General features: G+C 63.8%; 10 protein-coding genes and 1 pseudogene. 4 read left to right on the forward strand and 7 right to left on the reverse strand.

Going from position 1 to position 15,131, the window contains the following annotated elements; translation table 11 throughout:
• Positions 1 to 16: 16 nt before the first annotated feature.
• Positions 17 to 3,523, reverse strand: a complete 3,507-nt coding sequence (locus FJ930_RS22575; protein ID WP_181763451.1) for a PAS domain-containing hybrid sensor histidine kinase/response regulator — start codon at positions 3,521 to 3,523, stop codon at positions 17 to 19.
• Between the two features lie 241 nt (positions 3,524 to 3,764).
• Between FJ930_RS22575 and mscL the strand changes: the two genes are divergently transcribed.
• Together mscL and FJ930_RS22585 are read left to right on the forward strand one after the other, a co-directional pair.
• Entirely contained in the window at positions 3,765 to 4,187 is a 423-nt protein-coding gene (gene mscL, locus FJ930_RS22580; RefSeq protein WP_140749249.1) for a large conductance mechanosensitive channel protein MscL, read from the forward strand.
• A gap of 104 nt (positions 4,188 to 4,291) precedes the next feature.
• A pseudogene (locus tag FJ930_RS22585) lies at positions 4,292 to 5,457 on the forward strand (pyridoxal phosphate-dependent aminotransferase).
• Between the two features lie 194 nt (positions 5,458 to 5,651).
• Here FJ930_RS22585 and hemA read toward each other — a convergent pair.
• Positions 5,652 to 6,929, reverse strand: a complete 1,278-nt coding sequence (gene hemA, locus FJ930_RS22590; RefSeq protein WP_141840161.1) for a 5-aminolevulinate synthase — start codon at positions 6,927 to 6,929, stop codon at positions 5,652 to 5,654.
• A gap of 274 nt (positions 6,930 to 7,203) precedes the next feature.
• On the opposite strand from hemA, the gene galE reads away from it, so the two are divergent.
• Both galE and FJ930_RS22600 read left to right on the forward strand, forming a co-directional pair.
• Entirely contained in the window at positions 7,204 to 8,199 is a 996-nt protein-coding gene (gene galE / locus FJ930_RS22595) for a UDP-glucose 4-epimerase GalE (RefSeq protein WP_141840162.1), read from the forward strand.
• Positions 8,200 to 8,304: 105 nt separating this feature from the next.
• Positions 8,305 to 9,564: a D-amino acid dehydrogenase gene (locus FJ930_RS22600; protein WP_141840163.1), complete on the forward strand. Its 1,260-nt coding sequence runs from the start codon at positions 8,305 to 8,307 to the stop codon at positions 9,562 to 9,564.
• Between the two features lie 59 nt (positions 9,565 to 9,623).
• Here the strand turns inward: FJ930_RS22600 and FJ930_RS22605 are convergent, their stop codons facing one another.
• From FJ930_RS22605 to FJ930_RS22625, 5 genes are all read right to left on the reverse strand, one after another.
• The gene (locus tag FJ930_RS22605; RefSeq protein WP_141840164.1) at positions 9,624 to 10,994 is read right to left on the reverse strand and encodes an FGGY-family carbohydrate kinase; all 1,371 of its coding nucleotides are present in this window, start codon (positions 10,992 to 10,994) and stop codon (positions 9,624 to 9,626) included.
• The gene (rhaM, locus tag FJ930_RS22610; protein WP_141840165.1) at positions 10,991 to 11,308 is read right to left on the reverse strand and encodes an L-rhamnose mutarotase; all 318 of its coding nucleotides are present in this window, start codon (positions 11,306 to 11,308) and stop codon (positions 10,991 to 10,993) included. The genes FJ930_RS22605 and rhaM overlap by 4 nt, the downstream gene beginning before the upstream one ends.
• The gene (locus FJ930_RS22615) at positions 11,308 to 12,312 is read right to left on the reverse strand and encodes an ABC transporter permease (protein WP_141840166.1); all 1,005 of its coding nucleotides are present in this window, start codon (positions 12,310 to 12,312) and stop codon (positions 11,308 to 11,310) included. The genes rhaM and FJ930_RS22615 overlap by 1 nt, the downstream gene beginning before the upstream one ends.
• A gap of 223 nt (positions 12,313 to 12,535) precedes the next feature.
• Entirely contained in the window at positions 12,536 to 13,513 is a 978-nt protein-coding gene (locus tag FJ930_RS22620; RefSeq protein ID WP_141840167.1) for an ABC transporter permease, read from the reverse strand.
• Positions 13,510 to 15,066, reverse strand: a complete 1,557-nt coding sequence (locus FJ930_RS22625) for a sugar ABC transporter ATP-binding protein (protein WP_246676994.1) — start codon at positions 15,064 to 15,066, stop codon at positions 13,510 to 13,512. Before FJ930_RS22625 ends, FJ930_RS22620 begins: the two co-directional genes overlap by 4 nt.
• Between the last annotated feature and the right edge of the window lie 65 nt (positions 15,067 to 15,131).

A 15,131-nucleotide genomic window follows, 5' to 3' on the forward strand; every position in this document is an offset into this window, starting at 1 on the left:
AAGAGACACGATGCCGTTACTCGGCGGCTGGTGCCAGCGGTCTGACCCTGGCCATCATCGAGCGCAGCACCGCCGGCTTCAGCGGTTTGTTGATCACCGGAACGTCGAGCTCGCTTGCCGCGGCGCGCACCTCGTTGGAACGGTCGGCGGTGACCAGCACGCAGGCCAGATCCCGGCCGTAAGCAGCGCGCAGGGTCCTGATCGCTTCGAGCCCGGTCGCGCCATCCAGATGATAGTCGGCAAGCACGATGTCGGGCCTGCGCGCGCCAGGCGACAAGAAATACGTTGACCCGGAGGCGGTGTCGACGCTGCATCCCCAGCCTTCGAGCAGCAATCGCATGCCGTCGAGGATACGCGCGTCATTGTCGATGCAAAGCACCGTGAGCCCGGCAAGCGAGGACGCCGTGCGCGCTGGTGCTTTCTCGGTCTCCCGCCTGGGCGCCGCCACGGCCGCCACTGGAAGGATGACGGAGAAACGCGTGCCTTTGCCAGGATTGGAGAAAATGCGGATTTCGAGCCTGAGCACCCGGGCGATGCGGTCGACGATGGAGAGGCCGAGGCCAAGGCCTTCGGCTTCGCGCGCCCCTTCGTCCAACCGCGTGAACTCATGGAAAACAGTGTTCAGCTTGTCGCCGGCGATGCCGATGCCGGTGTCGATCACCTGGATCTCAGCCAGGTCGCCGCGCCGCCGCACGCCGACCAGGATACGGCCGTGGCGCGTGTACTTTATCGCATTGGAGACGAGGTTCTGGATCAGGCGGCGCAACAGATTGCGGTCCGTCGTCACCGCCAGCGACGACGGCATGATCGTCAGTCCGAGCTTTTTCTCCGCCGCCATCGGCCGAAAATCATTGCCGATCTGGCGCAGCAATCCGTCGAGGCTGAAGGCGGTGTCATCAGGCTTCATCGCGCCGGCATCGAGACGCGAGATGTCGAGCACCGCGCCCAAGATGGTCTCGACCGATTCCAGCGAGGATTCGATGTTGACTGCCGCCTTGCCGGCCGGCCCCTTGCCGGCCTTCTCGATCAGCGAGGAGCAATAGAGCCGGGCGGCGTTCAAGGGCTGCAGGATGTCGTGACCGGCGGCGGCGAGGAAGCGCGTCTTGCCGAGATTGGCCTCCTCGGCCAGCATTTGCGCCTGCGCCAGCTCCTCGTTGACCCGGGTCAATTCCTCGTTGACCCTAGTCAGTTCGATGGTGCGGGTCTTGACCCGCTGTTCCAGCGATTCATTGGCGCGCTTCAGCGCCAGGTCCTGTTCGACGCGCCCGGAAATGTCGGCATAGGTGGCGACGATGCCGCCATCCGGCATCGGGTTGGACCGCAATTCCAGGATGCGGCCGCTGGTCTTCAGCTCCATCTGCCAGGGGCTGACGAAACTGGTCAGCCGGTTGAGCGTCGTCACGCGCTGTTCGGCGGGAATGTCGCCGCGCTCGGCCAGATGGCGCAGGATCTGGTCGAGCGAGACCCCGACCTGACCCATCTCGTCGGGCAAGTCGAACAGCGCCCGGTACTGACGATTCCAGCAGATGAGCCGGAAATCCCGGTCGAAGACGGTGATGCCCTGTTCCATCTGGTCGAGAGCGATCTGCAACAGGTCGCGGTTATGCTGCAGCGCCTCGGTGGCGTCGTCGAGCAGGCGGAAGGCGTCCCGGGATTCACGATCATGGCGTCTGAACAGCAGCGACAGGATCAGCCGCGCCGATGAGGAGCCGACGGCGCTGGCCAAGAGCTGCTCGGAAAAGCGGATGACGTCCATGCTCGCCTGCTCCTTGCCGTGGAGCGAAGTGGCGTTGGCCTTCTCGAACGACTGGAAGGAGCGCTCGGTGCGCTCGACGCCAAGGTAACGCCCGATCGTGTCCTTGAGATCGTTGACGGTTATGGCGGTGCGGAAGCGGCGCAGGCTTGGCATCGGGCCGGCGTCGCGCGGCACGAAGATCGACGCCTGGATGCGTTCCAGCGGCAGCGACGCGCGCGAGAGCGAGCCCAGGACAAAGAACACTGCGTTGATCGACAGGCTCCACAGGACACCGTGGTTCAGCGGTTCGGCCACCGTGCCGAACAGAGCCTGCGGCCGCAGCGCCTCGAAGCCGAACAGCCCGTGCACGATGATATCGGTGTCGGGCGCGACGAACGATGGAAAAAGCAGCGTATAGCCCCAGACCAGGATGCCGGCGACCATGCCGAGTGTCGCGCCGCGGCCATTGGCGCCGCGCCAGACCAGCCCGCCGATCAGCGCCGGCGCGAATTGCGCGATGGCCGCGAACGACATCAGGCCGATCGACGACAGGCGCGCGCTGTTGGTGCTCTCGCGGTAATAGAGGAAGGCGATGAACAAAAGGATGAAGATCGCCCCGCGCCGCACATTGAGGATCAGCGTCGACCAGTCCTCGGTCTCCGAGGTCGAGGTCTTGAGCAGGCGGCGCACGAACAGCGGAATGACGAGGTCGTTGGAGATCATGATCGACAGCGCCACGCTTTCGACGATCACCATGGCGGTTGCCGCCGACAGCCCGCCGATAAAGGCCGCCATGGCGAGCACGTCATGGCCGCTGAACAGGGGCAGCGACAGCACGTAGAGATCGCTGCTGGTGCCGGCGCCGACCAGCGACAGGCCGGCGAAGGCGATCGGCAGCACGAACAGGTTGATCGCCACGAGGTAGAGCGGAAACACCCAGGTCGCGGTGCGCAATTCGGCCTCGCCGCGGTTCTCGACAATGGTGACGTAGAACTGTCGTGGCAAGAGAATGATGGCGAAGCCGCTCAATCCGGTCAGCACCAGCCAGGTGGCGAGCGAGGTGTTGTATCCCATCGCCTGCCGCACATGCGCGTTCTCTGCGAGCCTTGCGAACATGTCGCCCGGGCCGCCGAAGATCAGGAAGGTGACCATGAGGCCGATCGCCAGGAACGCGGCAAGCTTGACCACGGTTTCGACCGCCACCGCCAGCACCAGCCCGTCCTGGTGTTCCGTGGCATCGGCATGGCGAGTGCCGAACAGCACCGCAAACAGCGCCAGCAGCATGGCCACGACCAGCGAGATATCGCTGACGAACGGATCGAAGGAGGGCGGCGATCCCGTATAGTGCTCGACCATCAGGCTGACCGAACCGGAGATCGCCTTCAGCTGCAGGGCGATATAGGGCACCGCGCCGATCGTGGCGATCAGCGTGGCGATCGCGGCGACGGCAAAACTCTTGCCGTAGCGCGCGCCGAGGAAGTCGGCGATCGAGGTGATCTTCTCGGTCTTGGCCAGGCGCACGATGCGGTTGAGCAGTGGGAAGCCGAACACGAACACCAGCACTGGCCCGGTATAGATGCCGAGGAATTCGAGGCCGCGCTCGGAGGAGAGGCCGACCGAGCCGAAGAAGGTCCAGGATGTGCAGTAGATGGCGAGGCTGAGCGCGTAGATGAAAGGCCGCGCCCGCCCCGGCCCGGAGATGGCCGAGCGTCGATCGCCCAGGCTGGCGATGGCAAACAGCAGCGTCACATAGGCGATCGCGATGATGACGATGAACAAGCCCTGCACGGCTCGCAATTCCTCCCTGGCCGGTTTGACGCCCGGCCTTCCTGCACGCAACCACAGCTTGGAAGCCGAGTCCATCGCGGCTTTCGGCGCATCGGTGTCTGATGACGTCGGGTAAAAACAAAGCGGTGCTTTCACCCTTTTTCCGGTTTTGCAACCGGGGGTTTTTGTTATTGTGAGCTCGGGCCGGGCCGAAAGACATTGGTGAGGCGGCAGCGCGGCCGGTCATGACAAGGAGGGTCGAATGCTGAAAGAATTCCAGGAATTCATCTCCAAGGGTAACGTGATGGACTTGGCCGTCGGCGTCATCATCGGCGCGGCCTTTGGCAAGATCGTCGATTCTCTCGTCAACGACATCATCATGCCGATCGTCGGAGCGATTTTCGGCGGACTGGACTTCAACAACTATTTCATCGGGCTTTCCTCGGCCGTCAACGCCACCTCACTGGCGGATGCCAAAAAGCAAGGTGCTGTTTTTGCGTATGGCAGCTTCATCACCGTCGTGCTGAACTTCCTCATCCTCGCCTTCATCATCTTCCTCATGGTCAAGGCCGTGAACAACATGCGCAGGCGCCTGGAGACAGAAAAACCCGCGCCAGCGGCAGCCCCTCCGCCTGCCGACGTGCAGCTTTTGACCGAAATCCGCGATTTGCTGGCCAGGCGATAGACGGGACAGGGCTCTCTGGACCAAAACCCCGGTCGTTCGCGGCCGGGGTTTTCTGTTTTCGCATCTGGTAAAGAGCGGCAACCCTGAGAGAAAGCGGACCTGTTATGAGCCTGATAGAGACCTTGCGCGCCGAAGCCCGTGCGGCGCCGGAAAGCGGCATTGTCGCCGTCGTCAACTACGGCCGGCTGCGCGAAGGCCTGATCCCGCTTTGGGCCGGTGAGGGCGACCTGCCGACGCCGGCCTTCATCACCGATGCCGCGTCGAAGGCGCTGGCCGGCGGTGAGACGTTCTACACTTGGCAGAGGGGCATTCCCGATCTCAGGCAAGCGCTTGCCCGCTACTACGCCAGGCATTTCGCCAAGACGTTCCCGGAGGAGCAATTCATCGTCACCGGCTCCGGCATGCATGCCATCCAGCTGGCGCTCGCGGCACTCGCCGGCGCCGGCGACGAGGTGATCTATCTGTCGCCGGCCTGGCCGAATTTCGACGCCGCCGCGGCGATATCGGGAGCCGTTCCGGTGCCGGTCACGCTTGACCATTCCGGCAATGGCTGGTCCTGCGATGTCGAGAAGCTCGCGGCGGCGATCACGCCGCGCACCAGGGCATTGTTCATCAACACCCCGTCGAACCCGACCGGCTGGACCGCCGATCACGAGCCCTTGCAGCGATACTCGATCTCGCGCGTGCGAAGAACCTCTGGATCATCGCCGATGAGATCTATTCGCTGTTCCACTACGGCCACGGCCGCGCGCCGTCCTTCCTCGACATCGCGACGGCGGAGGACCGCATCCTGTTCGTAAACTCCTTCTCCAAGAACTGGGCGATGACGGGCTGGCGCGTCGGCTGGATCAAGACGCATCCGAGCCTGCAGCAGGTGTTCGAGAACCTGATCCAGTATTCCAACTCGGGCGTTGCCCAGTTCATGCAGCGCGGCGCGATCGCCGCGCTCGACGAGGGCGATGCTTTCGTTGCCGAACAAGTGGAACGGGCGAGGAAGGCGCGAGACCTGGTCTGCGGCATTCTCGGCGCCACCGGCCGTGCCCGGTTCACCGTGCCGCAGGGCGCGTTCTATCTGTTCTTCATGGTCGACGGCATCACGGATTCGCGCAGCGCGGCTTTCGAAATCGTCGACAGGGCCAATGTCGGCCTGGCGCCCGGCACCGCTTTCGGTCCCGGCGGCGAAGCCTTCCTGCGCCTATGCTTCCACCGCCGCCTCGACCAGGTCGAGGAAGCGGCGCACCGGCTGGCGAATTGGATGAAAATAGGCTGAGGTTTGTTGCGCTTCCATAGGTAAGCGCTGCGCCTCGTTAGAAAGCAACCTCGCCTTATACTGCAATGTCTGTTGGCGGAACCATCGGACACAGCGTCTTTCTCCCCGTCACTATACGGGGAGAAATGTCCGGCAGGACAATGAGGGGCGGCGCTACGGTTCGAGTAAACCCTGTGACGGGCACAAACCGGCTTTCAGCCGCCCGACTTGGGCACCAGCAGCGGAATGATGCGGTCGCTTTTGGCGACCGAGGGCCGTCCGGCCGAGCCGTAGGGGATGCCGAGCGCATCCCAGGTCTCGACCAGCGCGTCCTGCAGTTCGGCGATCAGGGCGTCGGAATGGAACGGCGTCGGCGTGATGCGCAGCCGTTCCGTGCCGCGCGGCACGGTCGGGTAGTTGATCGGCTGGATATAAAGGCCGTGCACGCCGAGCAGGCGGTCGCTGGCCATCTTGCACAGCTCCGGATCGCCAACCAGCACCGGCACGATGTGGGTCGGAGAGTCCATCACCGGCAGGCCGGCGGCCGACAGGATCTGCTTGGTGCGGCTCGCCTGCCGCTGCTGGGCGTCGCGCTCGGCCTGCGACTGCTTGAGATGGCGGATCGACGTGGTGGCCGCGGCCGCGATCGCCGGCGGCAGCGCCGTGGTGAAGATGAAGCCGGGCGCATAGGAGCGAACGGCATCGATGACGGCACTGGTGCCGGTGATGTAGCCACCCAGCGTGCCGAACGCCTTGGCGAGCGTGCCTTCGATGATGTCGATGCGGTCGGCCAGGCCCTCGCGTTCGGTGATGCCGCCGCCGCGCGGCCCGTACATGCCCACCGCATGGACCTCGTCGATATAGGTCATGGCGTTGTAGCGCTCGGCGAGCTCGACGATCTCGCTGATCGGCGCGATGTCGCCGTCCATCGAATAGACGCTCTCGAAGACGATCAGCTTGGCGCGTTCGCGCCCCGCCGCCTGCAGCAGGCTTTCCAGATGCGCGACATCATTGTGGCGGAAGATCTTCTTCTCGGCGCCCGAGCGCCGCACGCCCTCGATCATCGAGGCATGGTTCAGCTCGTCCGAGATGATCAGGCAATTGGGCAAAAGCCGCGCGATGGTCGAGATCGACGCTTCATTGGAGACGAAGCCGGAGGTGAAGACGAGCGCCGCTTCCTTGCCGTGCAGGTCGGCAAGCTCATGCTCGAGCTCGACCAGCGGGTTGGAGGTACCCGAAATGTTGCGGGTGCCGCCGGCGCCGGAGCCCATCTTGCCGGCCGCGTTCTGGAACGCGGCGATGACGTCGGCGTGCTGGCCCATGCCGAGATAGTCGTTGGAACACCAGACGGTGATTTCCTCGGCGCGGCCGTTGGAGCGCCAGATGGCGCGCGGGAACTTGCCCGCGATACGCTCGAGGTCGGCGAAGACGCGGTAGCGACGCTCGGCATGGAGCTGGTCGATCGCTTCTTCGAAGAACCGCTGGTAATTCATGTCGACTTCCCAATTTTGCGCGGGATCATAATCATTGGCCGATTGGTCGTCCACCGGGCCATTTTGGTCAAAATGCCACGCCCCGCGCCTGTTCCTAACGAGGGCGGATCGTGGCCTATTCCACGATACGTTCTCTGGATCACTTTTGTTTCCGCACGATGCCACATCAAGTGAACGCCGGTTACGAAGGGTTCTAATGGCCATCCTGCAGGCTTTCCAGTAAGGCGATGTTTGAGACAGTTTCCGATAAATCTTGGGTAAGCGAGGACTTGGGATGACGGTTTTGGTGACAGGTGGTGCCGGCTATATCGGCAGCCACATGGTCTGGGAATTGCTGGATGCGGGCGAGAGCGTGGTCGTTCTCGACCGGCTTTCCACCGGCTTCGAATGGGCGGTTGCGCCCGAAGCAAAGCTGGTCGTTGGCGATGTCGCCGACAAGGAGTTGGTCGGCTCGATCATCCGGGACGACAAGGTCGACGCGATCATCCATTTCGCCGGCTCGATCGTGGTCCCCGAATCCGTCGCCGACCCACTCGCCTACTACGAAAACAACACCAGCAAGACACGCACGCTGATCGAAACCGCCGTGCGCGAAGGCGTGCCCCATTTCATCTTTTCCTCGACCGCCGCCGTCTATGGCGGCGCCGGGCTGGAACCGGTGCGCGAGGATGCCCGCCTGGCGCCGGAATCGCCCTATGGCCTGTCCAAGCTGATGAGCGAGTGGATGCTGCGCGATGCGGGCGCCGCGCACGGCCTGCGCTATACCGCGCTGCGCTATTTCAACGTCGCCGGCGCCGACCCGAAGGGCCGCACCGGCCAGTCCACGCCCGGCGCCACGCATCTGATCAAGGTTGCCTGCGAGACCGCGCTCGGCAAAAGGCCTTTCATGCAGGTCTTCGGCAATGACTATCCGACGCCGGACGGCACCTGCATGCGCGATTACATCCATGTCAGCGATCTTGCGGCGGCGCATCGCCAGGCCCTGCAGCGGCTGCGCGCCGGGGGACAGAGTCTCGTCGCCAATTGCGGCTACAGCCATGGCTATTCGGTGCTCGAGGTCATCGACAGCGTACGGCGCGCCTTCGGGCGGGATTTCGAGGTGAGGATGGGCGATCGGCGCCCGGGCGATGCCGCCGCCGTGGTCGCCAATTCCGATCTCGCCCGCGCGGAGTTTGGCTGGACCCCGCAACGCGACGATCTCGACCAGATCGTCAAGGATGCCCTGGCGTGGGAGCGGATTCTCACCGGCAAGAACTCGGCGAGAAGCTGAAACAGCGAGCTGTTGGGCCAAGGGCTCGTCCCGCGTAACGGGACGCGCTATTGAGGAGTTCAGAAAGCGACGTGTGGGGCACGTTGCCCGATCCTTGAGGGCCGCATGAAAATTTTGGTGCTCGGAGCCGGCGTCGTCGGTACGGCCGCCGCTTACTATCTGGCAAGCGACGGCCACGACGTGACGGTCATCGAGCGCCATGAAGCGGCGGCGCGCGGCACCAGCCAGTCGAATGCCGGCCTGGTGTCGCCGGGCGATGCCACCGCCTGGGCCTCGCCTTCTGCGCTGAAGACCTTCCTGCGGGGGCTCTGGAACCATGATCTCGGCATTAAGGTCAGACTGCGCCTCGACCCTTATTTTTATGCCTGGAGCCTGCGTTTTCTGCGCGAATGTACCGTGGCGCGCATGCGCGCCAACACCAGCGTCAAGCTGCGGCTCGCACTCTATTCGCGCGATTGCATCAACGCCCTCTCGGAGACCACCGGCATCCACTACGACGAGCGCAAGCGCGGTATCCTGTACTTCTTCCGTTCGCAGAAGAGCCTCGACACAGGCACCGAGAATTACCGCTATCTCGGCGAGCACGGCCTGCCGATCGAGATCGTCGGCCGCGACCGGCTGGTCGAACTGGAACCGGGGCTGGCCGGCGTCAAGGAAAAAATCGCCGGCGGTGTCTACTCCCCGATCGACCAGACAGGCGATTCCAAACAACTCGCCGACAAGCTCGCCGCCTATGCGGTGGAAAAACTCGGGGTCAAATTCCTGTTCGGCACGACGGTTCAGGGCCTCGACGTCGAGGGCGACCGGGTGCGGGCCGTGATGACCTCCGCCGGACCGGTCACGGCTGACGCCGTCGTCATTTCCATGGGGCCGGAAAGCGGCCTGCTCGGCCGCCGTTACGGCATCGACCTGCCTGTCTATCCGGTGAAGGGCTATACCGTGACCGTCCCGCTCGAGGACGAGAACAAAGGACCGACCATGGGCGGCGCCGACGAGGATCGCTTGATCGGCTATTCGAGGCTGGGAAACCGGCTGCGCATGTCGTCGACGGCGGAGTTCACCGGCTTCGACCGCAGTTTCAAGCCGAGCGATTTCAGCTCCATCCTGAACACCGGCAAGGATTTGTTCCCGGGCGCGTTCGACGAGAAAAAGGCGTTGCTTTGGGCAGGGCTGAGACCGATGATGCCGAATTCGGTGCCTGTCTTCGGCCAGGCGAAATACCGCAACCTCTATCTCGACACCGGCCATGGCCATCTCGGCTGGACCATGGCCTGCGGCTCCGGAAAGTTCCTGTCCGACCTCGTCGCCGGTAGAAAACCTGAGATCGATCCGCAGGGACTGCTTTATGGGACGGCGCCGCGCTGACGTGCCTTCATTGCCGAGGTTGGCGCCTGTCAAGCAAGGCTGGGTAGCGATGCCGCAACTTATGCCCTGACGGCCCTTTGCCACGCCCTTGCATAGTCGCCCCAATCCCCATCGGCCGGCGGCTCAGTTCGCTCGCCTTTGCTCATGACCGCGACGCCGTCCAACGCCAGCAGCGCCGCGCCGATGCTGGTGCCGGTCGAGGTCTCCGATGCGATGACCGGTCTGCCTGTCGCTGCCGCCAGCATACGGATGAAAAGCCGGTTTTGGGCAAACGGCCCCTCGACCGTCGTCGGACCATCGCCGCCTATGAGGTCCAGGCAGATCGCGGTCATCAGCGCAAGGTAGAACGAAATCGCGGCAAAACGCTGCCCGGGACTGGAATTCTCCGCATTGCTCCACTGCGCGGTGCGATGCGGGAATGGCCCGGAACCCTGCTGAGTGGAAGGCAGCAGCAAGGCCTGCCGCGCCAGCACGGCGGCGACATCGTCTTCGCTCCATTCCTGCGGTTGACCGTCGGTAAGCGTCGAAAACTCGCGACCGCCCATGAAGCGCGCCGAGGGCACCGGATCGCCGAGCGCATTGACATTGACCAGCGTGTCGCGTGCCGGGTCGAGCGCGACCGCCCTGCCGCCGACCGCCATCGACACCACCCAGGTGCCGGTTGAGACGACCGAGAACGGCCGCGCGTCGGATAGGAGATGCGGCAGCAGCGAAGCGTTGGAATCGTGCAGACCGCAGAAAACGGGCGTCCGTGGATCGAGGCCGGTCCGCACCGCAAGCGTGGGCAGGATCGGGCCGAGCCGATCCCTTGCCGGTCGCACCGGCGCCATCAGTCGACGCCAATCCAGTTTGTCGACCATCGAGGAGAAATCGGCGGTCCACGGGTTCCACAGATCGGTGTGGCAGCCGAGCGACGTCACCTCATTGGCGGCGACGCCGGTCAGCCGCAGCGCCCAATATTGCGGGTACATCAGCATCGCGGTGGCCCTGGCGAATTCCGCCGGCAAACGCTTCTGCTGCCAGAAGAATTGCGCGCCGAGATTGAGGCCGAGCGGCAGGCGCGGCGTGCCGGTCTCTCCGAAGGGCGGGCGGGTCGCGTCATAGTCCGCCGCCAGACTGTCGGGACCGTCGAACTCATAATCGAGCACAGGCAACACCAGTTCGCCCGCTGCGTCGACCAGCACGCCTGTCGCGCCGTGGGTGGTGATCGAAATGGCGTCGATGCGCTGCTCGCGGTTGAGGCCCGCCAGGCCGTCAAGGATGAAATTCCACAGCGCTTCGACATCGTGGTGCGGGTAGGGCGCCTGGCGCACCGGCGCATTCACCATGCGACGCAGCGCGACCTCGCTCAAGGTGACGAGATCGACCAGCGCCACCTTGGCATTGGTTTTGCCGATATCGATGACGGCGACATGACGTATCGTGCTCATTCCAGGTGGAACACCGTTTCCAGCGGCACCGCCACCGGCTCGTTGTCCGGCTTGGTCTCCATGATGTCGGCCATATGAGCCCACCAGCGCTGCATCACCGGATGGTTCGGCAACTCGGCCATGCCGTGACCATCCCGCCGCCACAGCACCCCGAACAGGATGTTGGTTTCGCCATCGAGATGGATGGAATAATCGGACACCCCGACCTGCTTCAGCAGCGCCACCAGCGCCGGCCAGATCTCGTCATGGCGCCTCTTGTACTCGGCCTTCATGCCGGGCTTGAGCATCATCTTGAACGCGTATTTTTCGGCCATCATCGTCCTCCGCGCAGCCGCCGCCAGACGATCGGCAGCGCGATGACGACGATCAGCAGCAGGCCGATGAAGATCGACATGACGATGCCGGGCACGTTGAGCAGACCGAGGCCGAAGGTCACCAGCCCCATGATGAAGGCGGCGAGCACGACGCCCGGAATGCTGCCGACGCCACCGAGAATGCTGACGCCGCCCAGCACCACCATGGTGATGACTTCGAGCTCGTAGCCCTGCGCGATCGACGGTCGGGTGGAGCCGAGCCGGGAGGTGATCAGCACCGAGGCGACGCCCGACATCAGTCCGGTCAGGCAGAACAGGATGAATTTGATGCGCCCGACGCGCACGCCGGAGAACTGCGCCGCGACCGGATTGTTGCCGATGGCGAAGACGCGGCGGCCGAAGCTCGTGCGGTGCAGCAGGAACCAATAGACGACGGCCGCTGTGAGGAAGAGCACCAGTTCGAACGACACCACCCACCAGGCATAGCCCTGCCCGAAGAAGGCGAAGCTTTCCGGATAGCCCTTGTAGGCCTGGTCGCCGAGGATGATGAAGGCGATGCCTCGAAACAGGCTCATCGTGCCGATGGTGACGACGATGGAAGGCAGGCCGAGTCTTGTCACCAGAAAGCCATTGAAGGCGCCGCAGCCGAGCCCGACGACGATGCCGATCAGCACCAGAACCGGTGTCCCCGCGCCAGCCTGCACCGCCATGCCCATAAGCGTCGAGGCGAGCGCGACGATGGCGGCGACCGACAGGTCGATCTCGCCCGAAATGATCAGCAGCGCCATCGCGAAGGCGATCAGGCCCTTTTCGGTGAAATTGAACGTCAGGTCCGACAGCGAATAGGGGTCGAGGAAATACGGCGAGGCGAAGCTGTTTATGGCGAAGATGAGAGCCGCGATGATGACGAGCAGCGCTTCCCACGAGAAGATCGCCGAGGACAGCGGCTTGTCGAGCCGGTCCGGGATATGGCGTGGGGCAGGGGTGTTTGTTGTGTCGGTCATGGAGCAACACCCTCAGAACTTTGGCGCTGCCCCTCATCCGCCTGCCGGCACCTTCTCCCCGTATAGGGACGGGGAGAAGGGAAGCGCTCCCACGCTGGCGGCCCCCTCTCCCCGTCTCTATACGGGGAGAGGGTAAGGGTGAGGGGCGGCGCAAACGTTGAAAACAGGCCTGTTGCCGAAGGCGACAGGCCGATTAGCTGGAACAACCGGAGCGAAGTGCTGCTCATGCCGCCTCCATCTTTCTCAGGATGATGCGGCCCTGCCGGCGTTCGCCGCGCGCGTTGAGCACGACGGCCAGAATGATCGCGCTGCCCGAAATCGCCATTTGCCAGAAGGGCGAGATGTTGATGACCGGAAGCGCGTTGGAGATGATGCCGAGGAACAGCGCCCCTAACACCGCGCCGCCGACCGAGCCGATGCCGCCGGCGATCGAGATGCCGCCAATGACGCAGGCGGCGATGATGTTGAGCTCGTAGCCGTTGGCGACCTCGACCGAGGCGATCACATAACGCGAGATCCAGAGGTAGCCGGAGAGGCCGCCGATCATGCCCGAGATGCAGAAGACGATGAATTTCGTGCGCCCGACATCGATGCCGGCATAGACCGACGCCGTCGGGTTGACGCCGATGGCGTAGATCGAGCGCCCGAGCGCGGTGCGTGTCATCAGGATGAAGAACAGCGCGATGACCAGGATGGCGATCCAGGAGAGCACGGGAATGCCGAGGAAGGCGGCGCGCTGGAAGCCGATGAAATCCGGGCTCATCTTGTCGGCATTGACCCACGCGCCGCCGGACAGAACGAAGGTGGCGCCGCGATAGATGGTCAACGTGCCCAGTGTCACCACGATCGAGGGGATGTTCAGCCGCCACACAAGCAGGCCGTTGATGGCGCCGAGCAGCAACCCGACGGCCAGCGCGATGACGATCAGCAGGGGGATGGGGATCGCCGGGTGCGCGGCGTTCAGCATCGCCACCACCATGCCGGTGAAGCACAGGTTGGAAGCCATCGACAGGTCGATCGACCGGGTCAGGATGACCACCATCTGGCCGAGCGCCAGGATCATCAGGATCGATGTATCGTTGAACACCTGGCGCAGATTGCCGGGGTTGGCGAAGGCGGGGAAACGGGTCGAGATCAAGCCGATGAGAACGGCGATGGCGGCGAGCAGCCAGATTTCGCGATACTTCAGGATAGCTTTCATGCCGCGATCCCCGCCGCCGTCCGGACCAGCGTCTCGGCGTCCAGTCCCTTGTTGTCGTAGACCGCCGCAACGAGCCCCTCGCGCATGACGACGACCCGGTCGGACATGCCGAGAATTTCCGGCAGTTCCGACGAAACCATGATCACCGACAGGCCCTGCGCCACCAGTTCGGCCATGAAGCCGTGCACGGCGGCCTTGGAACCGATGTCGATGCCCTTGGTCGGTTCATCGAGAATGATCACCTTGGGCGCGGTCGCCAGCCATTTGGCGATGACGACCTTCTGCTGGTTGCCGCCTGACAGCGTGCCGACATCCTGGCTGAGCGAGGAGGCGCGCAGATCCAGCCGCTCGGTGTAGGAGCGGGCGAGCGAAAACTCTTCCGCCAGCCGCAACAGGCCGGATTTGGAGGTGCGCGTGAGCGAGGGCAGCGAGACATTCTGGAAGATCGGCAGGCCGATCACCACGCCCTGCTTGCCACGTTCTTCCGGCACGTAGACGATACCGGCCTCGATTGTCTCAGCCGCCGATTTTGGCGCGATCGTCTTGCCTTCCAGCGTGATCGTGCCGGCCGATGTGCGGGTGATGCCCGAAATAGCCTGCATCACCTCGCTGCGCCCGGCCCCGATAAGGCCATAGAAGCCGAGGATTTCGCCCTTGTGCAATTCAAAGCCGATGTCGTTGAATTCGGTCGGATGCGACAGGCCGGAGACGGACAGCACCGGCGCGCCGATCTCGGCCTTGCGCTGTGGAAAGATGTGATCGACCGAGCGGCCGACCATCATGCGCACGATCTGGCTCTGGCCGGCATCCTTGATCAGGCCTTCGCCGACCATCTCGCCGTCGCGGAACACGGTGTAGCGGTCGGCGATGCGGTAGATCTCGTCGAACTTGTGGCTGATGAACAGGATCGCCTTGCCTTCGCTCTTGAGGAGATCGATGAGCAGGAACAGCTCCTCGATCTCCTTCATCGAAAGGGCGGCAGTCGGCTCGTCCATGATCACGATCTGGGCGTCGATCGACATGGCGCGGGCAACGGCGACCAGATGCTTGTTGGCGATGCCGAGATCCTTCAGCCGGGCGTCGGCGTCGATATGGCCGGCATGCATTGTGTCGAGCACTTCGCGTGCATTTTTGCGCATCGTGCGCCAGTCGATGGTGCCGAAGCGTGAGCGCGGTGCATGGCCGAGGAAGATATTTTCGGCCACGCTCAAATCGTCGAACAGCACGGTTTCCTGATGGATGGCGGTGACGCCATGGCCGAAGGCGGCATGCGCGCTGGGCAAGGTGACGGCCTGGCTGTCGATGCTGATTGTGCCCTCGTCGGGCTGGTAGATGCCGGTCATGATCTTGACCAGTGTCGACTTGCCGGCACCGTTTTCGCCGATCAGCGCCGTCACCTGGCCAGGATAGAGCGACAGGCTGACATTGTGCAGCGCGCGCACGCCAGGAAAGCTTTTTGAGATGCCTGAGAGCGTCAGGCGGGGAACTGCCTTACCCTCCCCCTTGTGGGGAGGGTCGCGAACGAAGTGAGCGGGGTGGGGGTCTACAAGCATATCAAAGTCCTAATGTGCGGAGACGTCGCCGCCCACCCCGTCTCGTCGGTATTGCTTCGCAAGAC

Source organism: Mesorhizobium sp. B2-4-15, from assembly GCF_006658505.1.
In the GTDB taxonomy this organism is placed as follows: domain Bacteria; phylum Pseudomonadota; class Alphaproteobacteria; order Rhizobiales; family Rhizobiaceae; genus Mesorhizobium.

What these genes read in the sequence shown, in the direction of transcription:
- mscL (WP_140749249.1), top strand. Translation starts at nt 3,765, where the DNA reads ATGCTGAAAGAATTCCAGGAATTCATCTCCAAGGGTAACGTGATGGAC.
- hemA (WP_141840161.1), bottom strand. Translation starts at nt 6,929, where the DNA reads ATGAATTACCAGCGGTTCTTCGAAGAAGCGATCGACCAGCTCCATGCC.
- galE (WP_141840162.1), top strand. Translation starts at nt 7,204, where the DNA reads ATGACGGTTTTGGTGACAGGTGGTGCCGGCTATATCGGCAGCCACATG.
- FJ930_RS22600 (WP_141840163.1), top strand. Translation starts at nt 8,305, where the DNA reads ATGAAAATTTTGGTGCTCGGAGCCGGCGTCGTCGGTACGGCCGCCGCT.
- FJ930_RS22605 (WP_141840164.1), bottom strand. Translation starts at nt 10,994, where the DNA reads ATGAGCACGATACGTCATGTCGCCGTCATCGATATCGGCAAAACCAAT.
- rhaM (WP_141840165.1), bottom strand. Translation starts at nt 11,308, where the DNA reads ATGGCCGAAAAATACGCGTTCAAGATGATGCTCAAGCCCGGCATGAAG.
- FJ930_RS22615 (WP_141840166.1), bottom strand. Translation starts at nt 12,312, where the DNA reads ATGACCGACACAACAAACACCCCTGCCCCACGCCATATCCCGGACCGG.
- FJ930_RS22620 (WP_141840167.1), bottom strand. Translation starts at nt 13,513, where the DNA reads ATGAAAGCTATCCTGAAGTATCGCGAAATCTGGCTGCTCGCCGCCATC.
- FJ930_RS22625 (WP_246676994.1), bottom strand. Translation starts at nt 15,066, where the DNA reads ATGCTTGTAGACCCCCACCCCGCTCACTTCGTTCGCGACCCTCCCCAC.